Origin of the sequence: Gordonia westfalica (genome assembly GCF_900105725.1) — a bacterium.
Lineage (GTDB): Bacteria > Actinomycetota > Actinomycetes > Mycobacteriales > Mycobacteriaceae > Gordonia > Gordonia westfalica.
In genome coordinates, this window is sequence record NZ_FNLM01000036.1 from 124,632 (window position 1) to 144,456 (window position 19,825).

The window sequence follows — 19,825 nt, forward strand, 5'->3', positions numbered from 1 at the left end:
TCATGAGATCTGACGACTCCCGCCGTCGAATCCGGGCCGGTCTCATCGGAATCGGCGCGATACTCGCGGTTCTCGCGCTCGCGTTCAACTACCGCTCGATTCCGTTCCTGCCCGGCGTGACCGTCGTGGTCGCCGAGTTCTCCGACGCCAGTGGCCTGAATCCCGACGACGAAGTGCACATCGCCGGCGTGGCCGCGGGGAGTGTGCAGTCGATCGAGCTCGCCGAGGACCACGTCGACGTGACGATGCGGCTCACCGACGGCTGGGAGAAGCTCGGTTCCGAGACCACGGCCTCGATCAAGGTCGAGACCGCGCTCGGGCGTCGCTTCGTCCAACTCACGACCGCCGGCCCCGGCGAGCTCGGCGACCGAATCCCGGTGTCGCGGACAAGTTCCGGCTTCGACCTCACCGAGTCACTCGACCAGCTCACCGAGACCGTCGGAGACACCGACAAGAAGAGCGTCGTCGACGCGGTCGAGAGCCTCGACAAGGTCATGAACGATCTCCCGTCCGACATCGGCGGCTCCCTGGAGAACGTCGCCGCTGCGGCACGGACGGTGTCGTCGCGCGATGCCGGAATCCGGACGCTTCTGCAGAAGGCCGATTCGGTTTCCGACGTGCTGGCCGAGCGAAAGGGCAACATCACCAGGCTCATCGACGACGGGTCGGTGCTGTTCGAGACCCTCGTCGATCGGGCCGAGGTGATCCGCAGGCTGCTCACCAGCCTGCGCGCAGTATCCACCGAGATAGAGACGTTCGTCCATGACACCGGATCGTCCACCCCACAGATGCTCGAGGAGGTCCGTCAGGTGACGGCCACGCTCAACGCCAACTACGCCAACCTCGAAAAGTCGATCAAGGGGATGCGCACATTCGTCATGCAATTCGCCGACGTCCTGGGCAGCGGACCGTTCTTCTCAGTACTGCTCCAGAACATCACGCCGGCCAATCTCCGCGGCCAGCAGCCGGGCAGTCCGGGAGGCGGGCGATGAGCACGTCATCAGCCGTCAACCGACTCGGCGGGCCCGCGGTCATCGCCCTCGTCATCGTCGCCATGGTGGCCGTGACCGCGGCGAAGGTATGGGAGAGCACGCACACCTCACGGGCCACAATCTGGTTCACGGACGGCACCGGGCTGTTCGTCGGCGATCCGGTCAAGATGCGCGGCGTCACCATCGGCACTGTCGAAGCAGTGGAGGCCACACCGGCGAAGGTTCGCGTCGAGGTCTCGTACGACGACTCGGCGTACGTGGACTCCGAGGCACGGGCGGCGATCGTGGCGCCGACCCTCGTCTCCGGTCGGTATGTTCAGTTCGTCAACCCGGTCAAGCGATCGCCGGCTGGTGCGCTGGAAGACGATGCCGTGGTGGAGGTCGGCCGGACCGCGGTCCCGGTCGGGTACGACGAGATCAAGAAGCAGGTGACCGACCTCGCGCACCAACTCGGACCTTCCACCGGCGATGAGAAGGGGGCGCTCAGCCGACTCATCGACACCTCGGCCGGTGCGCTCGACACCAGCGGCGGCTCACTCCGGAAGTCGGTCGATGCGCTCTCCGACGCGATGAGGACGCTCTCCGCGGCCGGCCCCGACCTGTTCAGCACAGTCCGCAATCTCCAGCAGGTCGTCACCGCGCTGCGCACCGCCGACCAGCAGATCGTCGGTTTCGCCTCGCAACTCGACGACGCGTCGGCCGTGCTCGACGACAATCGGACGCAACTCGATGCCGCGATCCGTGCCCTCAACTCGATGGCCCCACGCCTGCGCGACTACTTGAAGCAGAACCAGGGTGCGCTAAGCCGTGACGTCAAGGACCTCACCAGGGTGTCCCGACTGCTCGTCGACAGGCAGGACGATCTGGCTCAGATCCTGCACACGGCGCCGACCGCGCTGTCGAACCTCTACAACATCTACGACCCGGACTCGAACTCACTGACGGCCGGTCTCGCGGTGGCCGACTTCCCGGATCCGGTGTCGCTCATCTGTGCACTGCTGACAACCGTGGACGCTCCCAAGTCGGAATGCCAGAAGGCCGAGACCACCCTGACCCGGGTCATCACGTCCGAGATGGCACGCTCGACCGGTCGCCCCGAGGAGGGAGGACGCTGATGGGACACAAGCGCTTTCACGTCGGCGCGGGACTGATCGCGGCGGCCGTCGCGATGTCGACGGTGGCGGGCTGTCGGTTCGACGGCGCCAACTCGTTGTCACTGCCAGGCGACGCCGTCTCCGGTGACAGCTACAGCATCACCGTCCAGTTAGCCGACGTGCAGAACCTGGTGTCGAACTCCCTGGTCAAGCTCGACAACGCGAATGTCGGGCAGATCCGGTCCATCACAGTGCGCGAGTCGTTCGCCGAAGTGGACGTGGAGCTCTCCGAGGGAGTGGAGATCCCGAACGGTTCGACCGTGAAGCTGGCACAGACCTCGGTGCTGGGCGCGCAGTACCTGGAGTTCATTCCTCCCGCGGAGCAGACGCCGGGCAAGCTGTTGCCCGGCGACACACTCGATGTCAACAGCTCCGCAGCCTATCCGTCGACCGAGTCGGTGCTGGCGGCCTTGTCGCTGATCCTCAACGGCAGTGGCCTCGAACAGCTCCGGTCGATCATGACCGAGCTCAACGACGCCACCGATGGCCGCACAGCCGCTGCCAACCGAGCGATATCTCAACTCAAGACCTTCGTCTCCGGACTACACAAGCAACGTGATGACATCGGCCGCGCCATCGATTCGCTCGGCAAGCTCAGCGCCACGCTGGCCGATCAGAGTTCGACCGTGGCGGAGGGCATCGACAACCTGGAACCCGCCCTGACCGTGCTGGCGGACCAACGCGAGGAGCTGGTCACGATGCTCGATCGCGTAGGAGTGTTCGGCGCAAAGGTGGGCAGCGTGATCGCACGCAGCAACGCCGATCTGAACTCCATTGCCGCGGAACTCCGTCCCGCACTGAAGGGGCTCGAGGAGTCCGGCGACGACCTGGTCGGCTCGCTCATCGTCGGGCTCACCGTTCCGTTCCCGGTGACCGTCATCGACAAGGGAATGAAGGGTGACTACCAGAACCTCTTCCTGACCCTCGACCTGTCGGTGGGCGCCATACGCGACAAGGTGCTCGGCAGTATTCCCAAGGTGGCCCTGGCCAGGATGGCGGCCTCGCGGCAAGCCGCGGACCCACTCCGCGCTCCATTCGGACTGCGCACCCCCACAACGGATCACAGCCCATCGAAAAAGACCTCACCGCAGCCCGCCGGGATGGGGGGCCCCCGATGAAACTCACCAGACTGGTGCGATGGCAGCTCGTCGTATTCGCTGTCCTCACCGTGGTCAGCGTAGTCTACGGGACTGTCACCTACGTCGGCATCGGTCGGGTCACCGGCATCGGATCGTATCGCGTGGTCGCCGAGTTCGACACCGCCGGCGGCATTTACGAGACCGGACTGGTGACCTATCGAGGTGTAACCGTGGGACGGGTGGATTCGGTAGACGTCGATCTGGCCGACTTGTCGGCGCCGGTTCGCATCACCCTGCGCATCGATTCGGACAACACGATCCCGCGAAACAGTGCGGCGCACATCAGGAGTCAGTCTGCGGTCGGGGAACAATACGTGGATCTGATTCCCCGCGACAACGGCGGGCCCGCGCTGACGGACGGAGACGTGTTGTCGGCCAAGGGCAATGAGGCGCCCACGCCCACCAAAGACGTCCTGGAGAGGACCATGAACCTCGTTGCGACGATCTCGCCCCAGAATCTGGAGACGACCGTCGACGAGGTGTCCGACGGGCTAGGACAGACCGGTGATCGCCTGGCTCGGTTGATCGACGCATCACAGCGGCTGCTCGAGTTGGCGCAGATCGATATCGGCCCCACCACCCGGCTGATCGACGACGCCGAACCGCTGTTGACCACTGGCAACCGGGTGGCCGCCGACCTGACCTCTGCGGTGGCGAACCTCGCGTCGTTCACCGATCAGCTCGCGCTGAGCGATGAACACTTGCGGACTCTGCTGACCCAGACCCCGTCGGCAGCCGACCAGGTGTCGGCCACCCTGACCGAGCTGACGCCTACGCTGCCGACGCTGCTCGCCGACCTCCAGTCCGTGGGACAGGTGCTGCGCGTCAACGTCCCCAACCTCCGGCACATCCTGACCGTCTATCCGGCGTTCACGTCGGGAACCCTGAACTCGGTCGACGGCTACGCGCTCGGCCAGAGTCCGCAGGCTCCACTCGACATCAAGCTCGGAAACACGCTGAACCCGCCCCGTGCACCGAGGGATATGGCGGCAGCCGACGTCGTGACGCATCGGACATGCGGACTGTGCCGGTGGTTCCGGACCAGTACTGCGACGCGCGCCCCGACAACCCGAAGGTGGCGCGTGGCGCCCGGAACGTCCCGTGCGCGACCGACCCCCGCGTGAGGACTCCCTTAGTGGCCGATTGCCCCGGGGGACTTCCGTCCACGTGGCCGGAGATGTTGTCGCGTCCGCACTCTATGGGCGACGCCGGCGGTGACCCAGGGGCGAAGAGGGTGCCGAAGCGCTTACGTACAGCGTCGAAGCCGGTGCCGTATTCGGAGACCACCGGAAGGTTCCGAGGGCCCGACGGGGTGACGTACTTCGTGGGAACACCCACCAACTCAGCTTCGGCGAAAGGAAAGGCGACATGGCAGTCGTTACTGATCAAGTAGAGGCCACCGGTCCGGAAGTCGACGACGACGCGGTCGGCCCGGAGAGCGCCGGCGAAGGGGCGGGCACTGCTCCACTCCGGTCCGTGGTCACCGTGTGGGCGCTGGTGGCGGCCCTCGTGGCGGTGCTCGCGCTGCTCGGCGTGAAGGGCACCGATCTCTATCAGGCCAAGCAGGACGAGAAGCGGAACTCTGAGGTACTCGACGTCACCCGCGAGGTGGTCGCCGGACTCGTCAGCCTCGACTACCGCCGGTCGAAGGCCGACCTGGATCGGATCAAGTCCGTCGCCACCGGATCCTTTCAGCAGCAGTTTGAACAGCTGGCGACGTCGTTCGAGCAGGTCCTTTCCTCCGGCGAGGTCCTCTCGACTGGATCGGTCAAGGAGGCGGGGATCATCACCGCCGACGACGACGCCGCGCAGGTCCTGGCCGCGGTCAGCTCGATCGTCAAGAACACCGAGGCACCCGACGGGCAGCAACGCGTCTATCGGATGAAGGTGGATCTGACGGCCGCCGACCATGCGTGGAAGGTCAGCAACGTGGAGTTCGTGTCATGAACGCGGGGAGCGCGGACCAAGAGGCGTCGACCGACGCGAAGGCGGCAGAACCGAGGAGGAAGCCATGAACAAGGTTGTGGAGCAAGATATCTCATCCGAGTTCGCCGAGGCGGAGGTGGATCGCGACGTCGACACCGACGCGGCGCCTACCGACGGCGCCGAGAAGCAGGACAAGGTGCGCGGCGGTCATGTCAAACGACTCGGCCCCGTCGTTGTGAGCTGGCCCGCCAGACTTTCGACAAAGGCGCGTAACGGGTTGGTCAGGGTGCTGGCGGCACTCGTGATCGCCGGCGCCGGTGGACTCGGCTACGTGTGGTTCGCGACGAGCGCGGCGACGACGGAGGCATCGGCGGGGCAGTCCGCGCTTGCATCGGCACGTACCGACATCCCCAAACTGCTCAGTTATGACTACCGAACAGTCGACACCGCGCTGCCCGAAGCTGCCGAGACCATGCTGACCGGCAGGTTCCTCGACGAATACACCCAACTGGGCGAATCAGTTATTCAACCTGCTGCCAAGAAGGAGCAGATCGTCACGAACGCCGAGGTGGTCGACGCCGCACTCGTCGCGTCGGACGCCGATCACGCAACCGTCCTGCTCTTCGTCAACCAGACGACGTCCAAGAAGGACGCTGAGGGGCCGCGACTCGACGGCAGCCGCATTCGCGTCCAGATGGCCAAGGACGGCGATCGCTGGAAGATCTCCGAATTCACACCGGTGTAGCCGCGGAAACCCTGAGCCATCCACACCACACCATGGAGAACAACTCATGACTCTCACCACCGATTTCACCACAGTCGCGGAGCTCGACAGTGCGCTGCTACGACTCAGCGCAGGCGAGCGCCGGTGGGCAGACCTCCCGCTGACCCGGCGCGCCGACCTTCTGCAACAGGTGGCGCACCAGGCGGCCGAGCAGGCATCGGATTGGGTTGAGGCCGCGTGCCGTGCGAAGCGGATCTCGCCCTCATCGCCGCTCGCAGGCGAAGAATGGCTGTCGGGGCCGTACCCGGTCATCACGAACGCTGCCACGCTGGCCCGTTCTCTGCGCGACCTGAGCAGCGGCGACAGTCCCATCGCCCACGTACCGACTTCCGTCGCTCCCGGCGGTCGTGTTGCGCTCGACGTCTTTCCCCATCAGATCTGGGATCGGCTACTGCTGTCGGGCGTCTCGGCCAAGGTCTGGCTGAAGCCGGGGGTGAGTGTCACCCAGGCGCGGTCGGCGGCGGGATTGGCGCAACTCGACCCCGCGACGACGCACGGCATGTCAGTCGTCCTCGGCGCCGGCAACATCACCTCGATCGCCGTGCTGGACACCCTGTACGAGCTGATCGCGCACAATCGCGTCGTGATCCTCAAACTGAACCCCGTCTTGGGCGAGATGTTCGACGCGATCAACGCCGTCCTGCGACCCCTGTCCGAGCGCGGCTTCGTGGAGGTCGTCAGGGGCGGTGTCGAGGTCGGCTCGTATCTCGTCGATCACCCGAATGTGGCGCATGTCCACATCACCGGAAGCTCGGCAAGTCACGACGCCATCGTCTTCGGCACCGGCCCGGAAGGCGAGGCCCGTCGCCGGGCCGGCGTACCGAAGCTCGGCAAGACCATCACCAGTGAACTCGGCGGCGTATCACCCACCGTCGTCGTCCCCACCGGGTGGTCGGCCAAGGACATCCGTTTCCAGGCGGAGCACCTGGCCACCCAGCGTCTGCACAACGGCGGCTACAACTGCATCGCCGCCCAGGTTGCCGTGATCCCGTCCGAGTGGTCCAAGAAAGGGGAGTTCCTCCGGGAACTCCGCGACCAGATCGACAAGGCTCCCGCGCGGCCAGCCTATTACCCCGGAAGCGACCAACGGGTCGCCGCGGCAGCCCACCGGCACGCCACGGCCAACGCACGCGAGAACGGCCGGCTGCTGATCGAGGGGCTCTCACCGGACCAGGTGGCCGAGGCCTTCACCGTGGAGTACTTCTCGCCCGTGCTGGCCGTCGTGGAGATCCCCGGAGACGGGATTGCCTACCTCCGGGCAGCGAGCCGCTTCGTCAATGAGCGGCTCGAGGGCACTCTCGGCGCCAACGTCTTGGTGCACCCGAGATACCGCCGCAAGCTCGGTCGAGAGTTCGAGTGGTTCGTGGAATCGCTCCGCTACGGCACGATAGCGATCAACGCGTGGACGGGGGTCGGTTATCTCACCGCAGCAGCACCATGGGGCGGCTTTCCCGGTGCGACCCTCGTCGATGTCGAGAGCGGAATCGGATTGGTACACAACGCATCACTGGTGGACGACACAGAGCGCACGGTCGTGACCGGCCCGTTCCGCCCGCTGAGCCGATCTCTGATCACCGGCCAGCTGTCGATCACGCCGAAGCCGGCGTGGTTCGTCAGGAACACGCATGCGCACCATGTAGGCCGAAAGATGGTTGCATTCGCGGCAGATCCGAAGGCCACCCGGCTGCCGTCGCTCTTTGCGTCCGCCTTACGCGGCTGACGCACCGCGCGCAGCGAGGTGCCCCGTCACGAAGCGTACGGGGTGTGGTGCGTCCACCTCAGGCCGGCTCGAGCGCCCGCTTGGCCTTCTCCAACGCGGCGAGCGTGCGCAACACGGAGTCGCGCTTCGCGGTCAGGTCGGACACCTTGGCCTTGCCACTCAAGCCGCCATCCTTCTGCGCGACCTGCAGACGTTCCTCGATCTCGGTGAGCTGCGCCAGGAGGCTCTGCGCCCGGCTCATGAGCTCGGCGCGGTCGGGTCGTGAGACGTTCGCCGGCCCGGCGACGCCGGACCTGACATTCTGCGGCTTGGTGGCCACCGCCTTCCCGCCTGCCTTCGTGGGCAGTCGTCGTCGCGGTTCGACGCTTCGCCGCCGGGAAGCAGCAGGGGGAGTCTGCGTGCGCGTCTGGTTGAGCACCGTCCGCGCCTCTCGCCGCGGAACTCCGCGACTTCGTCGGTGGACGAGCACCACACGCAAACACTCGAAGTGGTTTCGGTCACGAACGCATCGGCAGCAGCGGGATTCACGGGGAAAAGAGTACGAAACAAAGTTTCTCACCCGGAAATCGGGTTTCCGGTACACCGTATCCCGCCGCTGACTTGACCCGCCGGACCGTCCCCGACGCGCTGTTCATCGTCGTCGAGCAACTCGGACCCACCCTCGTCGTTGCGGACACGAGCTCGAGCCGGCGGCGGGGCAGTGGCGTTTACCGGCCACCCCCGGCGGGAACCTCATCTGCGTGCGATTACCTTCGGTACAGATGACGACGTGTCGGGCTGGAACAACCGGCCCTGCTCGACGGTGACGACCGTGTACCTGGCCGAGGCATTGCTGGTTGTGGCGGAGGGTCAGCAACCTCCGGGTCTGATGCCGGCCCGGCAGCAGATGGCGGTGTCCCTGGGCTGGCACATCGTCCTTGCGTGTTTCGGGGTGGCGTTCCCGACGATGATCTTCGTGATGCGCCGTCGCGGCATCGTGCGCGACGGCCCTGTCGCAATGGGACTGGCCCGACGGTGGGCCAAGGTGTCGGCAGTGCTGTTCGCGATCGGCGCGGTCTCGGGCACGATCCTCAGCTTCGAGATGGGTCTGCTGTGGCCCGGTTTGATGGGCCGGTTCGGTGACGTGCTGGGATTGCCATTCGCGTTCGAAGGGCTGTCGTTCTTCGTCGAGGCGATCTTCCTCGGGATCTACCTCTACGGCTGGGACCGCATGCCGCCTCGACGCCATCTGCTGATGCTGATTCCGATGGGCATCGCCGGGGTCGTCGGGACGTTCTGCGTGGTCTCGGTCAATGAGGTTCCCCCCGAACCGTAGAGGCATCGATAGTGAGGAGCACGATGCCAGAGAAGCGGAAGAAGTACGACCGGGAGTTTCGTGATGGGGCGGTCCGGATCGTCGAGGAGACAGGTAAGCCGATCGCCCAGGTCGCTCGAGACCTGGGGGTCAACGAGGGCACCTTGGGTAACTGGGTCAACCGGGCGCGCGCCGAGCGGGAGGGCCGCGGCGAGCTGACCGTTGATGACGCTGCTGAGCTCAAACGGTTGCGTGACGAGGTCGCCGAGCTGCGCATGGAGCGTGATGTCCTCAAGCGATCAGTGGTCCTGTGGGTGAAGGAGGCGACGAAGTGAGCGTGGCACGCTTTATCGCCGACCAGAGGACCAACTATCGGGTGCCACACGCGGTGTCCTGCCGGCTGCTCGGGGTCAGCGAGGCGTGGTTCTACAAATGGCATAAGCGGACCCAATCGCCGGGTGCGGCAACGGGTTTGCACACCACCCGCGACTATCGCCGGGACACCATCGACCGGGCCGTGGCGGTGGCGTTCGACAAGGCCCGCGGCCTGCACGGGTCACCGCGCCTGCATGCGGATCTGCGTGCTGACGGGTGGACGGTGACCGAGAAGACTGTCGCTGATTCGATGTGTCGTCAGGGCCTGGTCGCGCGGCGGATCCGCCGGCGCAACGGGCTGACCCGTCAGGACAAGACCGCCCCGAAGTTCCCCGATTTGTTGGGTCGCGATTTCACCGCACAGTGCCCCGATCAGCGGTGGGTCGGCGACATCACCGAGATCCCGACCGCGGCGGGCAAGCTGTATCTGGCCACGGTCATCGACCTCTACAGTCGCCGCCTGCTGGGGGCGGCCACCAGTCGTCACCCGGATGCAGCGTTGGCGTGTGCGGCGATCGAGATGGCGGTCGCCACGCGGGGCGGTATGCAGGCGATATGGCGTGATGACGATGCGCAGAAGCTGATTTTCCACACCGATCGTGGGTCGACGTACACCGCGAAACGGTTCACCAGGCTGTGCCAGAAGATGGGTATCCGGCAGTCGATGGGCCGGGTCGGATCGTGTTTCGACAACGCCGCAGCGGAGGCATTCTTCTCTTCTTTGGAGTGGGAAGTGTTGTCACGCAACGAGTTCCATACTATCATGGAGGCGCAGGCGGTCGTGTTGGAGTGGTGCTACGGCTTCTACAATCACCAGCGTCGCCACAGCGCGATCGGGATGATGAGTCCGGTCGACTACGAGAACACCGCAGTCACCGAGCCCGAAGCCGCATAGAGGAGTCCTCCACGATTCCGGGGGAACCACAGTTGGACTTGCTATTCCGGTAAGGGTTGAGCGCCGCGCCATCGTATCGGCGCCCATCCACTTCTATGCCATAGTGCTGGATCGTGCGCCACTCCACATTGAGAAACTCGTACGCAAGGTCCGGTGAGGACGGGATGGTGAGTCCACCGGCGCGAGCCAGGCCGATCTCGTACATTTCGAGCGGTGATAGCTCGAGGCCGGGCGTCTCAGGGAGACACAAGCCTTCGTGTTTCGACCGGTGGTACACCCGAGCTGTCCACTCGCGAATTATCGACTCAAGCTCGGCGACGTAGTAGAACGCTTGACTCTCAATGTCTTCACCGCGGTGATAGACGTCGGGTCCCTTGTAGCCCGGCAGTTGCTGAAGCAGGCCGAGCCGAATGGTCTTGAAGAAGCGTTCGACAGTTGGCTTGTCTGACGCCTTCTTTACGATCGCAGGCTGAATCGAGATTCCGAGTCGCGCACAGGCGGATCTGACATGGTGCGAGAGGTAGATCTTGCCATGGTCAACAACGATTGACTCGGGTAGGCAGCCTGGGATGCTCGGAGTGGCATCGTCTGCGGTCGGGTCGTCGCGTTCGATTGCGATCGAACTAGGCACGCCGTGAAACGGCCACGCTCCGTCGTCGACCGGTTCTTGGGGCGTGACCGACTGGTGTAACACATTGGCCACGTCGATTGCCTTGGTTGAAATCGGGGTCAGGCGCAGACCGACAATGCAGCGTGTATAGAGGTCTTGCGCCACAGTGAGTTCGACCGGCACCCAACGCAGCGTGATCGGCTCCATCGCGAACACGTCGAGGCGCGTTGTGTCGAGTACGAAGTACTCTCCGGGGCGCGTGGCGCGCAAACGGCCATACGGGGCCTCCGGCCGGTCGGCGGCGATTCGCCGTGCCTTTCCGCTGCCAAATGAATAGCGACCCTTGGAGAGCTCGTCCAGCCAGCGGTAGGCGGTCGCATTGGATGGGGTGGGCGCCAGATCGGCGCCACACCGCTCGGTCAGCAGATTGTTGGCCTGGTCGATTACTATGTTTCTGCTGGGTGTGGATTCGCGTGTGTACCGATTGAGTACGTCGAGGCACGCCTCCCGCCAGAGTGGGTCGATCGGCGAGCGCTGTTTCCTTGCTTCGACGAGGCCGGCTGGTCCTGACTCTTGATACGCCTTCACCCAGCGTTTGACGGTGCGGTCAGACATGTTGTGTGCGAGAGCGACCGTTTCGGAGCTGCGACCGATAGAGTCGCGTGCTGTTGTGATGCATCTCCAGTACTGCTTCGACGACGGCGAGCCGTGCGTTGTAAGTCTCTTGCTGTTTCTTCGTAAGATTCGAAAGCAGTTGTCCGGACGTCTCGCAGGGCCTGCGAGGTGCGTCGAGCGGCTGAGAAGACCTCACGAGGTGTGGAGTGCTCACCGCTCGTGTGCCGCGATCCGATTCGACTATCGACCGACTGTCGCTGATCTCGACTATGCGGACCACGGATCCGTCGATCCACACCCGATCGCCAACAGCAAGTCGATAAGTGTTGCTCATACGGCCTCGGCTCGATGGATCAAGGTGTTGTCGCCGAATGGCCGGGTGAGATCGGCCGTGAAGGTGCCCGTCCACAGAAGCTCGAGGACGATGTGTCGAGGCCGTGCAATCCGCTCGGCTGCGAGTGTGGCTTCAGCGTGCGCGATTGAGAGCTCCTCTGGAAATCGTTCGAGCACCGTCTGGAACAGGGCCGCGCGCGACTCGCGGCGAGCCTGAGAAGCGAATCTGATGTTGTTGATCAACGCCGAGTCCTCGCCGGTCCAAACCTCATAATCGGCGGAGAGGCGCTTGGACACCACCTTGGTCCACGTGAACACGGCCTTGACCTCGTCTTTCTGCGCGATTCGTGGATTCTTGACGTCCACGACCAAATATGACCCATCAGCCCGCGTCAGTAGGAGATCGGGACAGTGGCGTCGGCCGGTACCTCTGTCGTCGCCGGTGATCCAGAAAGGTTGCGCCGTGATCCAAACGACTTCGGGATCGAAGTCGGCAAGCAAGATGCGGTCGCGTTCGAGAAGGCTTTCGTAAACCACGTGGTCGGCTGTTGTACGGGTCCAAAAAAGACCTGGATAGTGGCGTTGGCCGGCGTGGGACGGTGGCAGGCGCACTGGCTGGGCTCGGGCCATCGAGCTGATCGAGTGATCCCTGACCTGACTGATGGTCTCGTCACCGGCTTCGGTAACGAAGCGAATCTCGGTCGCACCGATCTGATCAGGCATTTTGCTATCGTGCCGCATGACAGCCCGATGAGAACGATGACACGCCTATGACAAGCCGATGAGAAAATGACACGTTCGGTGAGAAGCTACACTGTTCACCCCTGGCATAAAACACGCGGGAACAAACTTCCAGCCACCCCGGTTGAGTCGATCAGACTTAACTCTGGAGGTTTCATGTCGCAGACATATTCACTGCCGGTCCTCTTCGTCCCGGACGTCGTCGTCCTGCCCGGCATGGTCGTGCCGATCCCGCTCGACGATGCAGCTCAGGCAACCGTCGACGCCGCTCGGGCGAGCGAGACCGGAAAACTGCTGGTCGCCCCACGTCTGGACGACCGGTACCCCACGTACGGGGTCATCTCTTCGATCGTTCAGGTCGGGCGTATCCCCGGCGGCGGACTGGCCGCCGTCGTCAAGGGTGAGCAGCGAGCGCAGATCGGGGCCGGAACACCCGGCCACGGCGCCGCGCTGTGGGTCGAGGCCACCGAGGTCGAGGACTCCGAGGTCACCGATGAGGTCCGGGACCTGGCCGGCGAGTACAAGAAGCTCGTGCTGGCCATGCTGCAGCGCCGCGAGGCGTGGCAGCTCATCGACGCCGTCAACAAGATGGCCGACCCGTCGGATCTCGCCGACACGTCGGGCTACGCCGCGTGGCTCACCGACGAGCAGAAGCGCGAGCTCCTCGAGACACCCGACACCGCCGCGCGGCTGCGGCTGCTGATCGAGTGGACCGGTGACTATCTCGCCGAGTCCGAGGTCAGCGAGAAGATCGCCGAGGACGTTCGCGCGGGGATGGACAAGCAGCAGAAGGAGTTCCTGCTCCGTCAGCAGCTCGCCGCCATCCGCAAGGAGCTCGGCGAGGACGAACCCGAGGGAGCCGACGACTACCGGTCGCGCATCGACGAGGCCGACCTGCCCGAGAAGGTGCGCGAAGCCGCACTGCGCGAGGTGGGCAAGCTCGAGCGCGCCAGCGACCAGTCGCCCGAGACCGGGTGGATTCGCACCTGGCTCGACACCGTCCTCGACCTGCCGTGGAACACGCGCACCGAGGACTCCACGGACATCAAGGGTGCCCGCGAGATCCTCGACGCCGACCACCACGGCCTCGACGACGTGAAGGACCGGATCGTCGAATACCTGGCGGTGCGTGCTCGACGCGCCGAACGCGGCCTGCAGGTCGTCGGCGGACGCGGATCGGGTGCCGTCATGGTGCTCGCCGGACCGCCCGGCGTCGGCAAGACGTCGCTCGGTGAGAGCGTCGCCCGGGCGTTGGGTCGCAAGTTCGTGCGCGTCGCCCTCGGGGGTGTGCGCGACGAGTCGGAGATCCGCGGTCACCGACGTACCTACGTCGGCGCACTGCCCGGCCGCATCGTGCGTGCCATCGGCGAGGCGGGATCGATGAATCCCGTTGTGCTGCTGGACGAGATCGACAAGGTGGGCTCGGACTACCGGGGCGACCCGGCCGCGGCGCTGCTCGAGGTACTCGATCCCGCGCAGAACCACACCTTCCGCGACCACTACCTGGATCTCGACCTCGACCTGTCCGACGTCCTGTTCCTCGCGACCGCCAATGTCATCGAGAACATCCCGTCGGCCCTGCTCGACCGCATGGAGCTCGTCACCCTCGACGGCTACACCGAGGACGACAAGGTGGCCATCGCCCGTGACTACCTGCTGCCCAGGCAGGCCGAGCGTGCGGCACTCACCACCGACGAGGTGACCGTGACCGACGCGGCGCTCCGCGAGATCGCGGCGAACTACACCCGGGAACCCGGTGTGCGACAGTTCGAACGGTTACTCGCCAAGGCGTTGCGCAAGGCAGCCACCAACCTCGCTCAGGAGAGTGTCACGGCACCGATCACCATCGACGAGCCCGACCTGCGCGACTACCTCGGCCGGCCCCGGTTCACCCCGGAATCGGCCGAGCGGACCGCAGTGCCCGGTGTCGCAACGGGTCTCGCCGTCACGGGAATGGGTGGCGACGTCCTCTTCATCGAGGTCAACGCCACCGACGGCGAGCCCGGACTCAAGTTGACCGGCCAGCTCGGCGACGTGATGAAGGAGTCGGCGCAGATCGCGCTGTCTTACGTGCGGGCGCATGCCGAACAGCTCGGCGTCGACCCCGAGTCGCTCAACAAGACCGTCCACGTGCACGTTCCGGCCGGAGCGGTGCCCAAGGACGGTCCGAGTGCGGGCGTCACCATGGTCACCGCGCTGGTGTCGATGGCGACGGGCCGACGGGTGCGCGCCGAGGTCGGCATGACCGGAGAGGTCACGCTGAACGGTCGCGTCCTGCCGATCGGCGGGGTCAAGCAGAAACTGCTTGCCGCACAGCGCAACGGGCTGAAGACCGTCTTCATCCCGCAGCGCAATGAGCCCGACCTCGACGACGTGCCGGCCGAGGTCCTCGACGCCCTCGACGTGCGTCCGATGACCGACGTCGCCGAGATCGTCGCGCAGGCTCTGGAACCCGCAGCAGGAGAACAGGTCAACGCGGCCTGAGGCAGATACAGGAGCGGGGCATCGTCCGGAACAAGCCGGACGGTGCCTCGCTTCTCGTCATCGAAGCCCCACCGTGCGGGCGGTCCACTCCAGCACGCGGTACACCACCCAGGCGAGACTCGTCACGGCAGCGGCAGGCACCAGCCATAACGCGCCGACGGCCGCGATCAGACTGGCGGCCCACTGGCGTCCCCACAGTGGCGCGGCGACGAGGATCATCAACAGCGCCACCACGAGCGACCAGCCCGGCGACGACACCGGCCACGGCCAGTCGAACAGAAGCGCGCCCGCAGAGCCGACGGTCGCGGCGATCCCCACCACGCTCAACAACAACCACAACACGATGCTCCAGCGACGGTAACCACCTGCAACCCAACGGGTCCGGAGTGCCACGGCCGACCACATGATCCAGCGCTTCAACCACGGGACCCCAGAGGTTCGCATCATCTCCCGGAAGAACCGGTCGGACAGGGTGTCGCTGCCGAGCGCGCCCGAATTGACGGTGTCGGTGATGAGTTCGTCGTGGATCAACGCAGCGAGGGAGTGCCTTCCGTACGAGTCCTCGAACCAGCGCATGAAACGCGGCACCGATGCCATGTCTGTCGGATTGTCCTCGCGCGGAACGAACGTCCGGGCTTTGTCGATCGCCGCACGGGCCTCCGGTTCCTCCATGCCACCGCGAACCAGCTTGGTGAGCAGGTCGTTCTCGACGACCTCGTCCGAATATCGAAAGGTGTTGAGGACGACGAATTGTCGCTCGTTGATCTGGACGACACCGACGCTGCCTCTACCGGTCGGGTCGTCGACCTCGAATCCCGAGGCCGGTGCCACGCGCCAGGGCGCCCACCGTGTGACACTCGATGTGGTCTCGCCCATCTCGACCTCCCGACATCGGAATATCCGACGGTAGCGCCGCATGAGACAGCTCTACCGGGAACCCGACGGACGGAGACCCAAGTGCAACCCGACGTTGCGGGATCCGCGACCCGGCGATCACCGTGGGGTGGGGCTCGACGTCCATTCGGCGACGGCATCGGTGTAGAACGCCATCCGTTCCCTGAGCGCGTCGGGCTCGATCCCGAACTCCTCGGGGCTGTACCGATGTCTGCCCTTCCCGTGACGCGGTTGTTCCGCGTTGTGCTCGGCGAGAATCGTCGCCACGTCTGGAGCATCGAGATCGGCTGCTGCATAAACCCGTTCGATGGTCTCTGCGGGCCGGGACACCAGGTCCTGGTAGTCGATGTCGACGACTGTCGCCGATCCGGCCGCGCGGGAGTCGCGGAACTCGAGCGCACGCCGGAACCACAACTTCGACTGCTCGATCTGGAATCGACCGACGTCATGGCCGTCGACCTCGTCGCTGTAGGTCGAGCGGTAGGTCGCGAACAGGCTCGCGCCCGACGCCACGGTCTCCACGACGTCGCGATGCAGATGGACGATGCAGACGCCGGGATATGTCTGGGCAAGGTCGACCAGCTCGGGCGTGTGGGCCGGTGCCTTCAGCAGCCAGCGTCGTCGAGAGCCGTCGTCGAGGATCTGCAGCATCGTCCGATGCGCTGCGTACTCACCGGCGAAGTCCTGGTCTGCCAGCCACCGGGAGTAGCTGTCGAGGCGCATCGTCGAGCTGAATGCCCAGTTGCGCATGGTCGTTCCCATGCCGAGTACGCATTCCTCGGGGAGCGCCGGTCCGGAGTCGTGGACCGCGGCCATCGCCGGATTCAGCAGGTGTAGCGGGTTGGGCTCGGCGGCCTGGGTCTCGATCAACCGTTCGCGTTCTTCCGGGGACAGCTTCGCGACCCGCCACGGGGCGTACAACTCCACGGGCCGCGGTGCGCGGAGCCGGGGGTCGCGGGACATCAGCCGGTACAGGAACGTCGTCCCGGTGCGCCAGCCGCCGATGATCACGATCGGCGGGAGCACCGCGCGCTCGGCCACCTCCGGGCTCTCGTTCAGGGTCTTGTCGAAGATGGAGCGCGCCCGTAGCTTCCCGATCACCGCGTCCTGCGCATTGCGTACGCCGACTGCGTTCAGACGCCCGTCCTCGGCTGCCGAAGCCAGGTACCGCTCCAAGCCAGGCCGCCACAGCGCCGGGTCGCCCAACCCCTCGACACCGTGCTCGGCAGTGGCCCGTTCGACGATCGCGTCGGTTGCCTCGACCCCCAGCCGGTACCGCTCGGGGCGGGCAAGCCGATCGGCTTCCGCGGCCGCGTAGATGTCCTCGGCGACCTCACTCCGCTGCGGCGGCGTCCACTTCACCATCACTCACCTCGCAGTTCGACGAGCGGGACAACCCGAGCGGACGGCAGGGGAGGGGGCGCGGCCGGCTGCAGGAAACGCATCACGATGATCCCGAAGTCGCGCCCCTCGGAATCGATCCAGTCGCCCGAACCGCCCGGATTCTCCGCAGCGACCACGAACCGATACCGACCGTCGACGACCGTTGCGGTCGCGCCCGTGTACGAAACCGGCCGATACCGGAAGTCCAGGGAGTTCAGAAAGCGGCTGTAGGCCAGGATGTTCCAATACCGGCAGTCGACGACCTCCCCTTCGATGACCAGCGCCTCGCCGGGTCCGAGCTGCCAACCGCCGCGGACGTAATGGATTCCGGGTTCCGTGAAGACGGCACCACCGGCCATCTCCGACCAGTGCCGCAGGGCATTCGGTGGATCGAGATCGTCCTTGGTCGAGATCTCGAAGATCGTCGGCAGCATCGAGGTCGTGGCCGCGAGGGTGCCCAACGAGGTCGCGAACCTCCCCGGATCGATCGACGGTGGTACGGGTGTCTCGGCCACCGGTTCGATTCTGCACCAGCCCAATTCGTCCCGGTCGACGTCGTCGTGGAAGAACCGTACCCAGATGACACCGGACTTCTCCGGCAACTCCAGCCAGTCGCCTGCGCCCGGTGCGGTACCGCCGAGGACGATCTCGAAGCCGCCGTCGTCGTCGAATCCGATGGCATCGCTGTCGATTCGAGCCGTTGCCTCCGAACCGATGCCGCCCGTCCGCCGGTAGACGGTCACCGACACGTACGACGCATCGCCGCGGTTGCCGCGGATGCGGTACGCGCGGTCACCGCGCACCTCGGTGACCCAGTACCGGAAATCGGGGTTGTCCATCAGGAACTTGTGACGCCACCCGTTGAACGGCACCAGTTCGGGCCGTTCACGATCGACCTCGAAGCGCGACAACTGATTCGACAACCCGCGCACCAGGGCGCGGAACCCGTCGGCCTGCTCGGCCGGATCGAGGTCCGCGGTGTCGGCGGCGAGCTTGTCGCCGGCGGACCGGAGTGCGTCGATGAGGCCGTTCCATGCGACGACCTCGGGTCGGGCGTCCCCGGTCACGGGAGCCGGACCCGATCGTCGTGCCGGTAGTGAGGGCCGACGTCGTCGACGAGGATGCCCGGTTCGGCGTCGACCACCGCCGGGATGGCGTCGAGCACGGCACGCACCGATGCGGTCGTGATCGGGTTGGTGTGACCGGATCCGTTGCCGAACTCGATCTGGGTGCGCATCTCGGCCGGTTCGCCGCTGATGACCAGCGTGTACGCGATCGGGCTGGTGAACCCGCCGAACGGCAGGTCATCGCCGCGGTACACGACTTCGGCGCCGGGAGCGGAGCGAGCGGGCCGAGTGGGTACCGAAGCGAGATACCAGCATTCCTCGTTGGTGAAGAAGTGATGGTCGCCGAGATAGCCGCGATGCGTCAGGTGCAGGGCGGCCGCAGTGCCCTTCGTGATGGTCGTCGAACCGACCTGCGCGTTCCGTTCGGCCGGGATGCCGCGCAGCGATGTCTCGACCCGCACCTCGGAACTGTCCGCGCCGTACAGCGCGTGGGCGACGTTGCCGGTGAGATCGCCGTAGTAGATGTCGCCGCCGCGTGCGACCGGTGACTCGGCGCCGAGGGAGTCGAGTTCGGCGCCGAAGCCGAGTGCTCCCAACCCACCCCACATCGATCCGGCGCGGGAGAAGTCGACGGCCTCCACCGATCGCACATGACTCACCGACGACATCGCCTTGGCCATCGTCATCGCGACCCGCTCGACGATGAAGGTCGGATGTACGCCGGTCCCGTGCAGGGTGGCGCCGCCGGTATGGCAGGCCTCGAGCATGCGCTGGGGGACTTGCGGAACGGACTGAGCCAGTTGGGCATCGACACGTTGTGATACGCGGCGGTCGCCACGACGTTCTTCCCCGATTCGAGCAGATCGATGACGTCGTCGTCGAGACCTTTGATCACCGCGGCCGGAGCGGGAGTGAGGACGACACAGTCGACGTCGAGTTCTTTGAACGCCTCGCGGTCGCGCGTGGCGGCGATCCCGAGCGGATCGGTCCGCACCAGCTCGCCGATGTCTCTGCCCTCTTTCTCGCGGTTGTGGACGAGGGCGCCGACGACCTCGAAGGCGGGGTCGGCGACGGCGGCGCGGATGACGGCGCCACCGACCTCCCCGGGGCCCCACACGGCGATCCGATAGGGGCGTGCGGCCGAGGCGTCTGGTTCCTCGGTCGTCGGTCGGGGCAGCGTCATCGGCCGTCCTTCACAGTCGGCGAGGGCGAGGCGGATCGCCCATTCGCGGTAAGTGGAATCGGATGCTTCCTGTTGGGGAAATCTGCCCCGTGCGGCCAGATGTGTCAAGGACCACACCCGCCGAAGGCTCCTTGAGTGAAATTCGCTCAACTTTTTCTCGCGATACGGGAACAAACCCGAAAGGGGGTCCGTTACACACTTCGAGAAACCTGAGTGACAGGGACTCAAGTAGGTTT

The 19,825-nt window shown here is 65.5% G+C and carries 19 protein-coding genes; 11 read left to right on the forward strand and 8 right to left on the reverse strand.

Annotated elements, in window-relative coordinates:
* Positions 1-2 precede the first annotated feature (2 nt).
* From BLU62_RS26910 to BLU62_RS26940, 7 genes are all read left to right on the forward strand, one after another.
* Positions 3-992: an MCE family protein gene (locus tag BLU62_RS26910; RefSeq protein ID WP_005201341.1), complete on the forward strand. Its 990-nt coding sequence runs from the start codon at positions 3-5 to the stop codon at positions 990-992.
* A complete protein-coding gene (locus tag BLU62_RS26915) occupies positions 989-2,107 on the forward strand; it encodes an MCE family protein (RefSeq protein ID WP_005201342.1) in 1,119 nt (372 codons plus the stop codon). The genes BLU62_RS26910 and BLU62_RS26915 overlap by 4 nt, the downstream gene beginning before the upstream one ends.
* A complete protein-coding gene (locus BLU62_RS26920) occupies positions 2,107-3,264 on the forward strand; it encodes an MCE family protein (RefSeq protein ID WP_005201344.1) in 1,158 nt (385 codons plus the stop codon). Before BLU62_RS26915 ends, BLU62_RS26920 begins: the two co-directional genes overlap by 1 nt.
* Positions 3,261-4,409, forward strand: a complete 1,149-nt coding sequence (locus BLU62_RS26925) for an MCE family protein (protein WP_244278412.1) — start codon at positions 3,261-3,263, stop codon at positions 4,407-4,409. Before BLU62_RS26920 ends, BLU62_RS26925 begins: the two co-directional genes overlap by 4 nt.
* A gap of 244 nt (positions 4,410-4,653) precedes the next feature.
* Complete coding sequence (locus BLU62_RS26930; protein ID WP_005201349.1) at positions 4,654-5,232, forward strand: hypothetical protein; 579 nt, start codon at positions 4,654-4,656, stop codon at positions 5,230-5,232.
* Positions 5,233-5,296: 64 nt separating this feature from the next.
* Positions 5,297-5,956 carry a hypothetical protein gene (locus tag BLU62_RS26935; protein WP_005201351.1) on the forward strand — a complete coding sequence of 220 codons (660 nt, stop codon included), beginning with the start codon at positions 5,297-5,299 and terminating at the stop codon, positions 5,954-5,956.
* 46 nt (positions 5,957-6,002) lie between these two features.
* Entirely contained in the window at positions 6,003-7,715 is a 1,713-nt protein-coding gene (locus tag BLU62_RS26940; RefSeq protein ID WP_005201353.1) for an aldehyde dehydrogenase family protein, read from the forward strand.
* Positions 7,716-7,773: 58 nt separating this feature from the next.
* Here the strand turns inward: BLU62_RS26940 and BLU62_RS26945 are convergent, their stop codons facing one another.
* Entirely contained in the window at positions 7,774-8,034 is a 261-nt protein-coding gene (locus BLU62_RS26945) for a hypothetical protein (RefSeq protein WP_010844852.1), read from the reverse strand.
* Positions 8,035-8,484: 450 nt separating this feature from the next.
* On the opposite strand from BLU62_RS26945, the gene BLU62_RS26950 reads away from it, so the two are divergent.
* The 3 genes from BLU62_RS26950 to BLU62_RS26960 are packed head-to-tail and all read left to right on the forward strand — an operon-like array spanning position 8,485 to position 10,279.
* Entirely contained in the window at positions 8,485-9,030 is a 546-nt protein-coding gene (locus tag BLU62_RS26950) for a cytochrome ubiquinol oxidase subunit I (RefSeq protein ID WP_005201356.1), read from the forward strand.
* A 23-nt stretch (positions 9,031-9,053) separates the two neighbouring features.
* The gene (locus BLU62_RS26955) at positions 9,054-9,344 is read left to right on the forward strand and encodes a transposase (RefSeq protein ID WP_005195137.1); all 291 of its coding nucleotides are present in this window, start codon (positions 9,054-9,056) and stop codon (positions 9,342-9,344) included.
* Positions 9,341-10,279 (forward strand): IS3 family transposase, encoded by a 939-nt coding sequence (locus BLU62_RS26960; protein WP_020169777.1) that lies wholly within the window; start codon positions 9,341-9,343, stop codon positions 10,277-10,279. The genes BLU62_RS26955 and BLU62_RS26960 overlap by 4 nt, the downstream gene beginning before the upstream one ends.
* Here BLU62_RS26960 and BLU62_RS26965 read toward each other — a convergent pair.
* Entirely contained in the window at positions 10,257-11,504 is a 1,248-nt protein-coding gene (locus BLU62_RS26965) for a hypothetical protein (protein ID WP_244278413.1), read from the reverse strand. The genes BLU62_RS26960 and BLU62_RS26965 overlap by 23 nt on opposite strands.
* A gap of 330 nt (positions 11,505-11,834) precedes the next feature.
* Complete coding sequence (locus BLU62_RS26970; RefSeq protein WP_006369927.1) at positions 11,835-12,560, reverse strand: TnsA-like heteromeric transposase endonuclease subunit; 726 nt, start codon at positions 12,558-12,560, stop codon at positions 11,835-11,837.
* A 174-nt stretch (positions 12,561-12,734) separates the two neighbouring features.
* On the opposite strand from BLU62_RS26970, the gene lon reads away from it, so the two are divergent.
* Positions 12,735-15,062: an endopeptidase La gene (gene lon / locus BLU62_RS26975; RefSeq protein ID WP_074853418.1), complete on the forward strand. Its 2,328-nt coding sequence runs from the start codon at positions 12,735-12,737 to the stop codon at positions 15,060-15,062.
* Between the two features lie 57 nt (positions 15,063-15,119).
* Here lon and BLU62_RS26980 read toward each other — a convergent pair whose 3' ends face one another.
* The 5 genes from BLU62_RS26980 to BLU62_RS34100 all read right to left on the reverse strand — a co-directional run bounded on the left by BLU62_RS26980 (position 15,120) and on the right by BLU62_RS34100 (position 19,589).
* Positions 15,120-15,938, reverse strand: a complete 819-nt coding sequence (locus BLU62_RS26980; RefSeq protein ID WP_074853420.1) for a DUF1353 domain-containing protein — start codon at positions 15,936-15,938, stop codon at positions 15,120-15,122.
* A gap of 117 nt (positions 15,939-16,055) precedes the next feature.
* On the reverse strand, positions 16,056-17,321 hold the full coding sequence (locus BLU62_RS26985) for a sulfotransferase (RefSeq protein WP_074853422.1): 1,266 nt from the start codon (positions 17,319-17,321) through the stop codon (positions 16,056-16,058).
* Entirely contained in the window at positions 17,321-18,406 is a 1,086-nt protein-coding gene (locus BLU62_RS26990; protein ID WP_074853424.1) for a DUF1214 domain-containing protein, read from the reverse strand. The genes BLU62_RS26985 and BLU62_RS26990 overlap by 1 nt, the downstream gene beginning before the upstream one ends.
* Positions 18,403-19,173: a hypothetical protein gene (locus BLU62_RS26995; protein ID WP_244278414.1), complete on the reverse strand. Its 771-nt coding sequence runs from the start codon at positions 19,171-19,173 to the stop codon at positions 18,403-18,405. Before BLU62_RS26995 ends, BLU62_RS26990 begins: the two co-directional genes overlap by 4 nt.
* On the reverse strand, positions 19,089-19,589 hold the full coding sequence (locus BLU62_RS34100; protein ID WP_244278415.1) for a hypothetical protein: 501 nt from the start codon (positions 19,587-19,589) through the stop codon (positions 19,089-19,091). The genes BLU62_RS26995 and BLU62_RS34100 overlap by 85 nt, the downstream gene beginning before the upstream one ends.
* Positions 19,590-19,825 lie beyond the last annotated feature (236 nt).

Excerpts from the sequence above, each read along its gene's own strand:
- BLU62_RS26910 (WP_005201341.1), top strand. The coding sequence starts at position 3 with ATGAGATCTGACGACTCCCGCCGTCGAATCCGGGCCGGTCTCATCGGA.
- BLU62_RS26915 (WP_005201342.1), top strand. The coding sequence starts at position 989 with ATGAGCACGTCATCAGCCGTCAACCGACTCGGCGGGCCCGCGGTCATC.
- BLU62_RS26920 (WP_005201344.1), top strand. The coding sequence starts at position 2,107 with ATGGGACACAAGCGCTTTCACGTCGGCGCGGGACTGATCGCGGCGGCC.
- BLU62_RS26925 (WP_244278412.1), top strand. The coding sequence starts at position 3,261 with ATGAAACTCACCAGACTGGTGCGATGGCAGCTCGTCGTATTCGCTGTC.
- BLU62_RS26930 (WP_005201349.1), top strand. The coding sequence starts at position 4,654 with ATGGCAGTCGTTACTGATCAAGTAGAGGCCACCGGTCCGGAAGTCGAC.
- BLU62_RS26935 (WP_005201351.1), top strand. The coding sequence starts at position 5,297 with ATGAACAAGGTTGTGGAGCAAGATATCTCATCCGAGTTCGCCGAGGCG.
- BLU62_RS26940 (WP_005201353.1), top strand. The coding sequence starts at position 6,003 with ATGACTCTCACCACCGATTTCACCACAGTCGCGGAGCTCGACAGTGCG.
- BLU62_RS26955 (WP_005195137.1), top strand. The coding sequence starts at position 9,054 with ATGCCAGAGAAGCGGAAGAAGTACGACCGGGAGTTTCGTGATGGGGCG.
- BLU62_RS26965 (WP_244278413.1), bottom strand. The coding sequence starts at position 11,504 with ATGTCTGACCGCACCGTCAAACGCTGGGTGAAGGCGTATCAAGAGTCA.
- BLU62_RS26970 (WP_006369927.1), bottom strand. The coding sequence starts at position 12,560 with ATGCCTGATCAGATCGGTGCGACCGAGATTCGCTTCGTTACCGAAGCC.
- lon (WP_074853418.1), top strand. The coding sequence starts at position 12,735 with ATGTCGCAGACATATTCACTGCCGGTCCTCTTCGTCCCGGACGTCGTC.
- BLU62_RS26980 (WP_074853420.1), bottom strand. The coding sequence starts at position 15,938 with ATGGGCGAGACCACATCGAGTGTCACACGGTGGGCGCCCTGGCGCGTG.
- BLU62_RS26985 (WP_074853422.1), bottom strand. The coding sequence starts at position 17,321 with ATGGTGAAGTGGACGCCGCCGCAGCGGAGTGAGGTCGCCGAGGACATC.
- BLU62_RS26995 (WP_244278414.1), bottom strand. The coding sequence starts at position 19,173 with ATGCTCGAGGCCTGCCATACCGGCGGCGCCACCCTGCACGGGACCGGC.
- BLU62_RS34100 (WP_244278415.1), bottom strand. The coding sequence starts at position 19,589 with ATGACGCTGCCCCGACCGACGACCGAGGAACCAGACGCCTCGGCCGCA.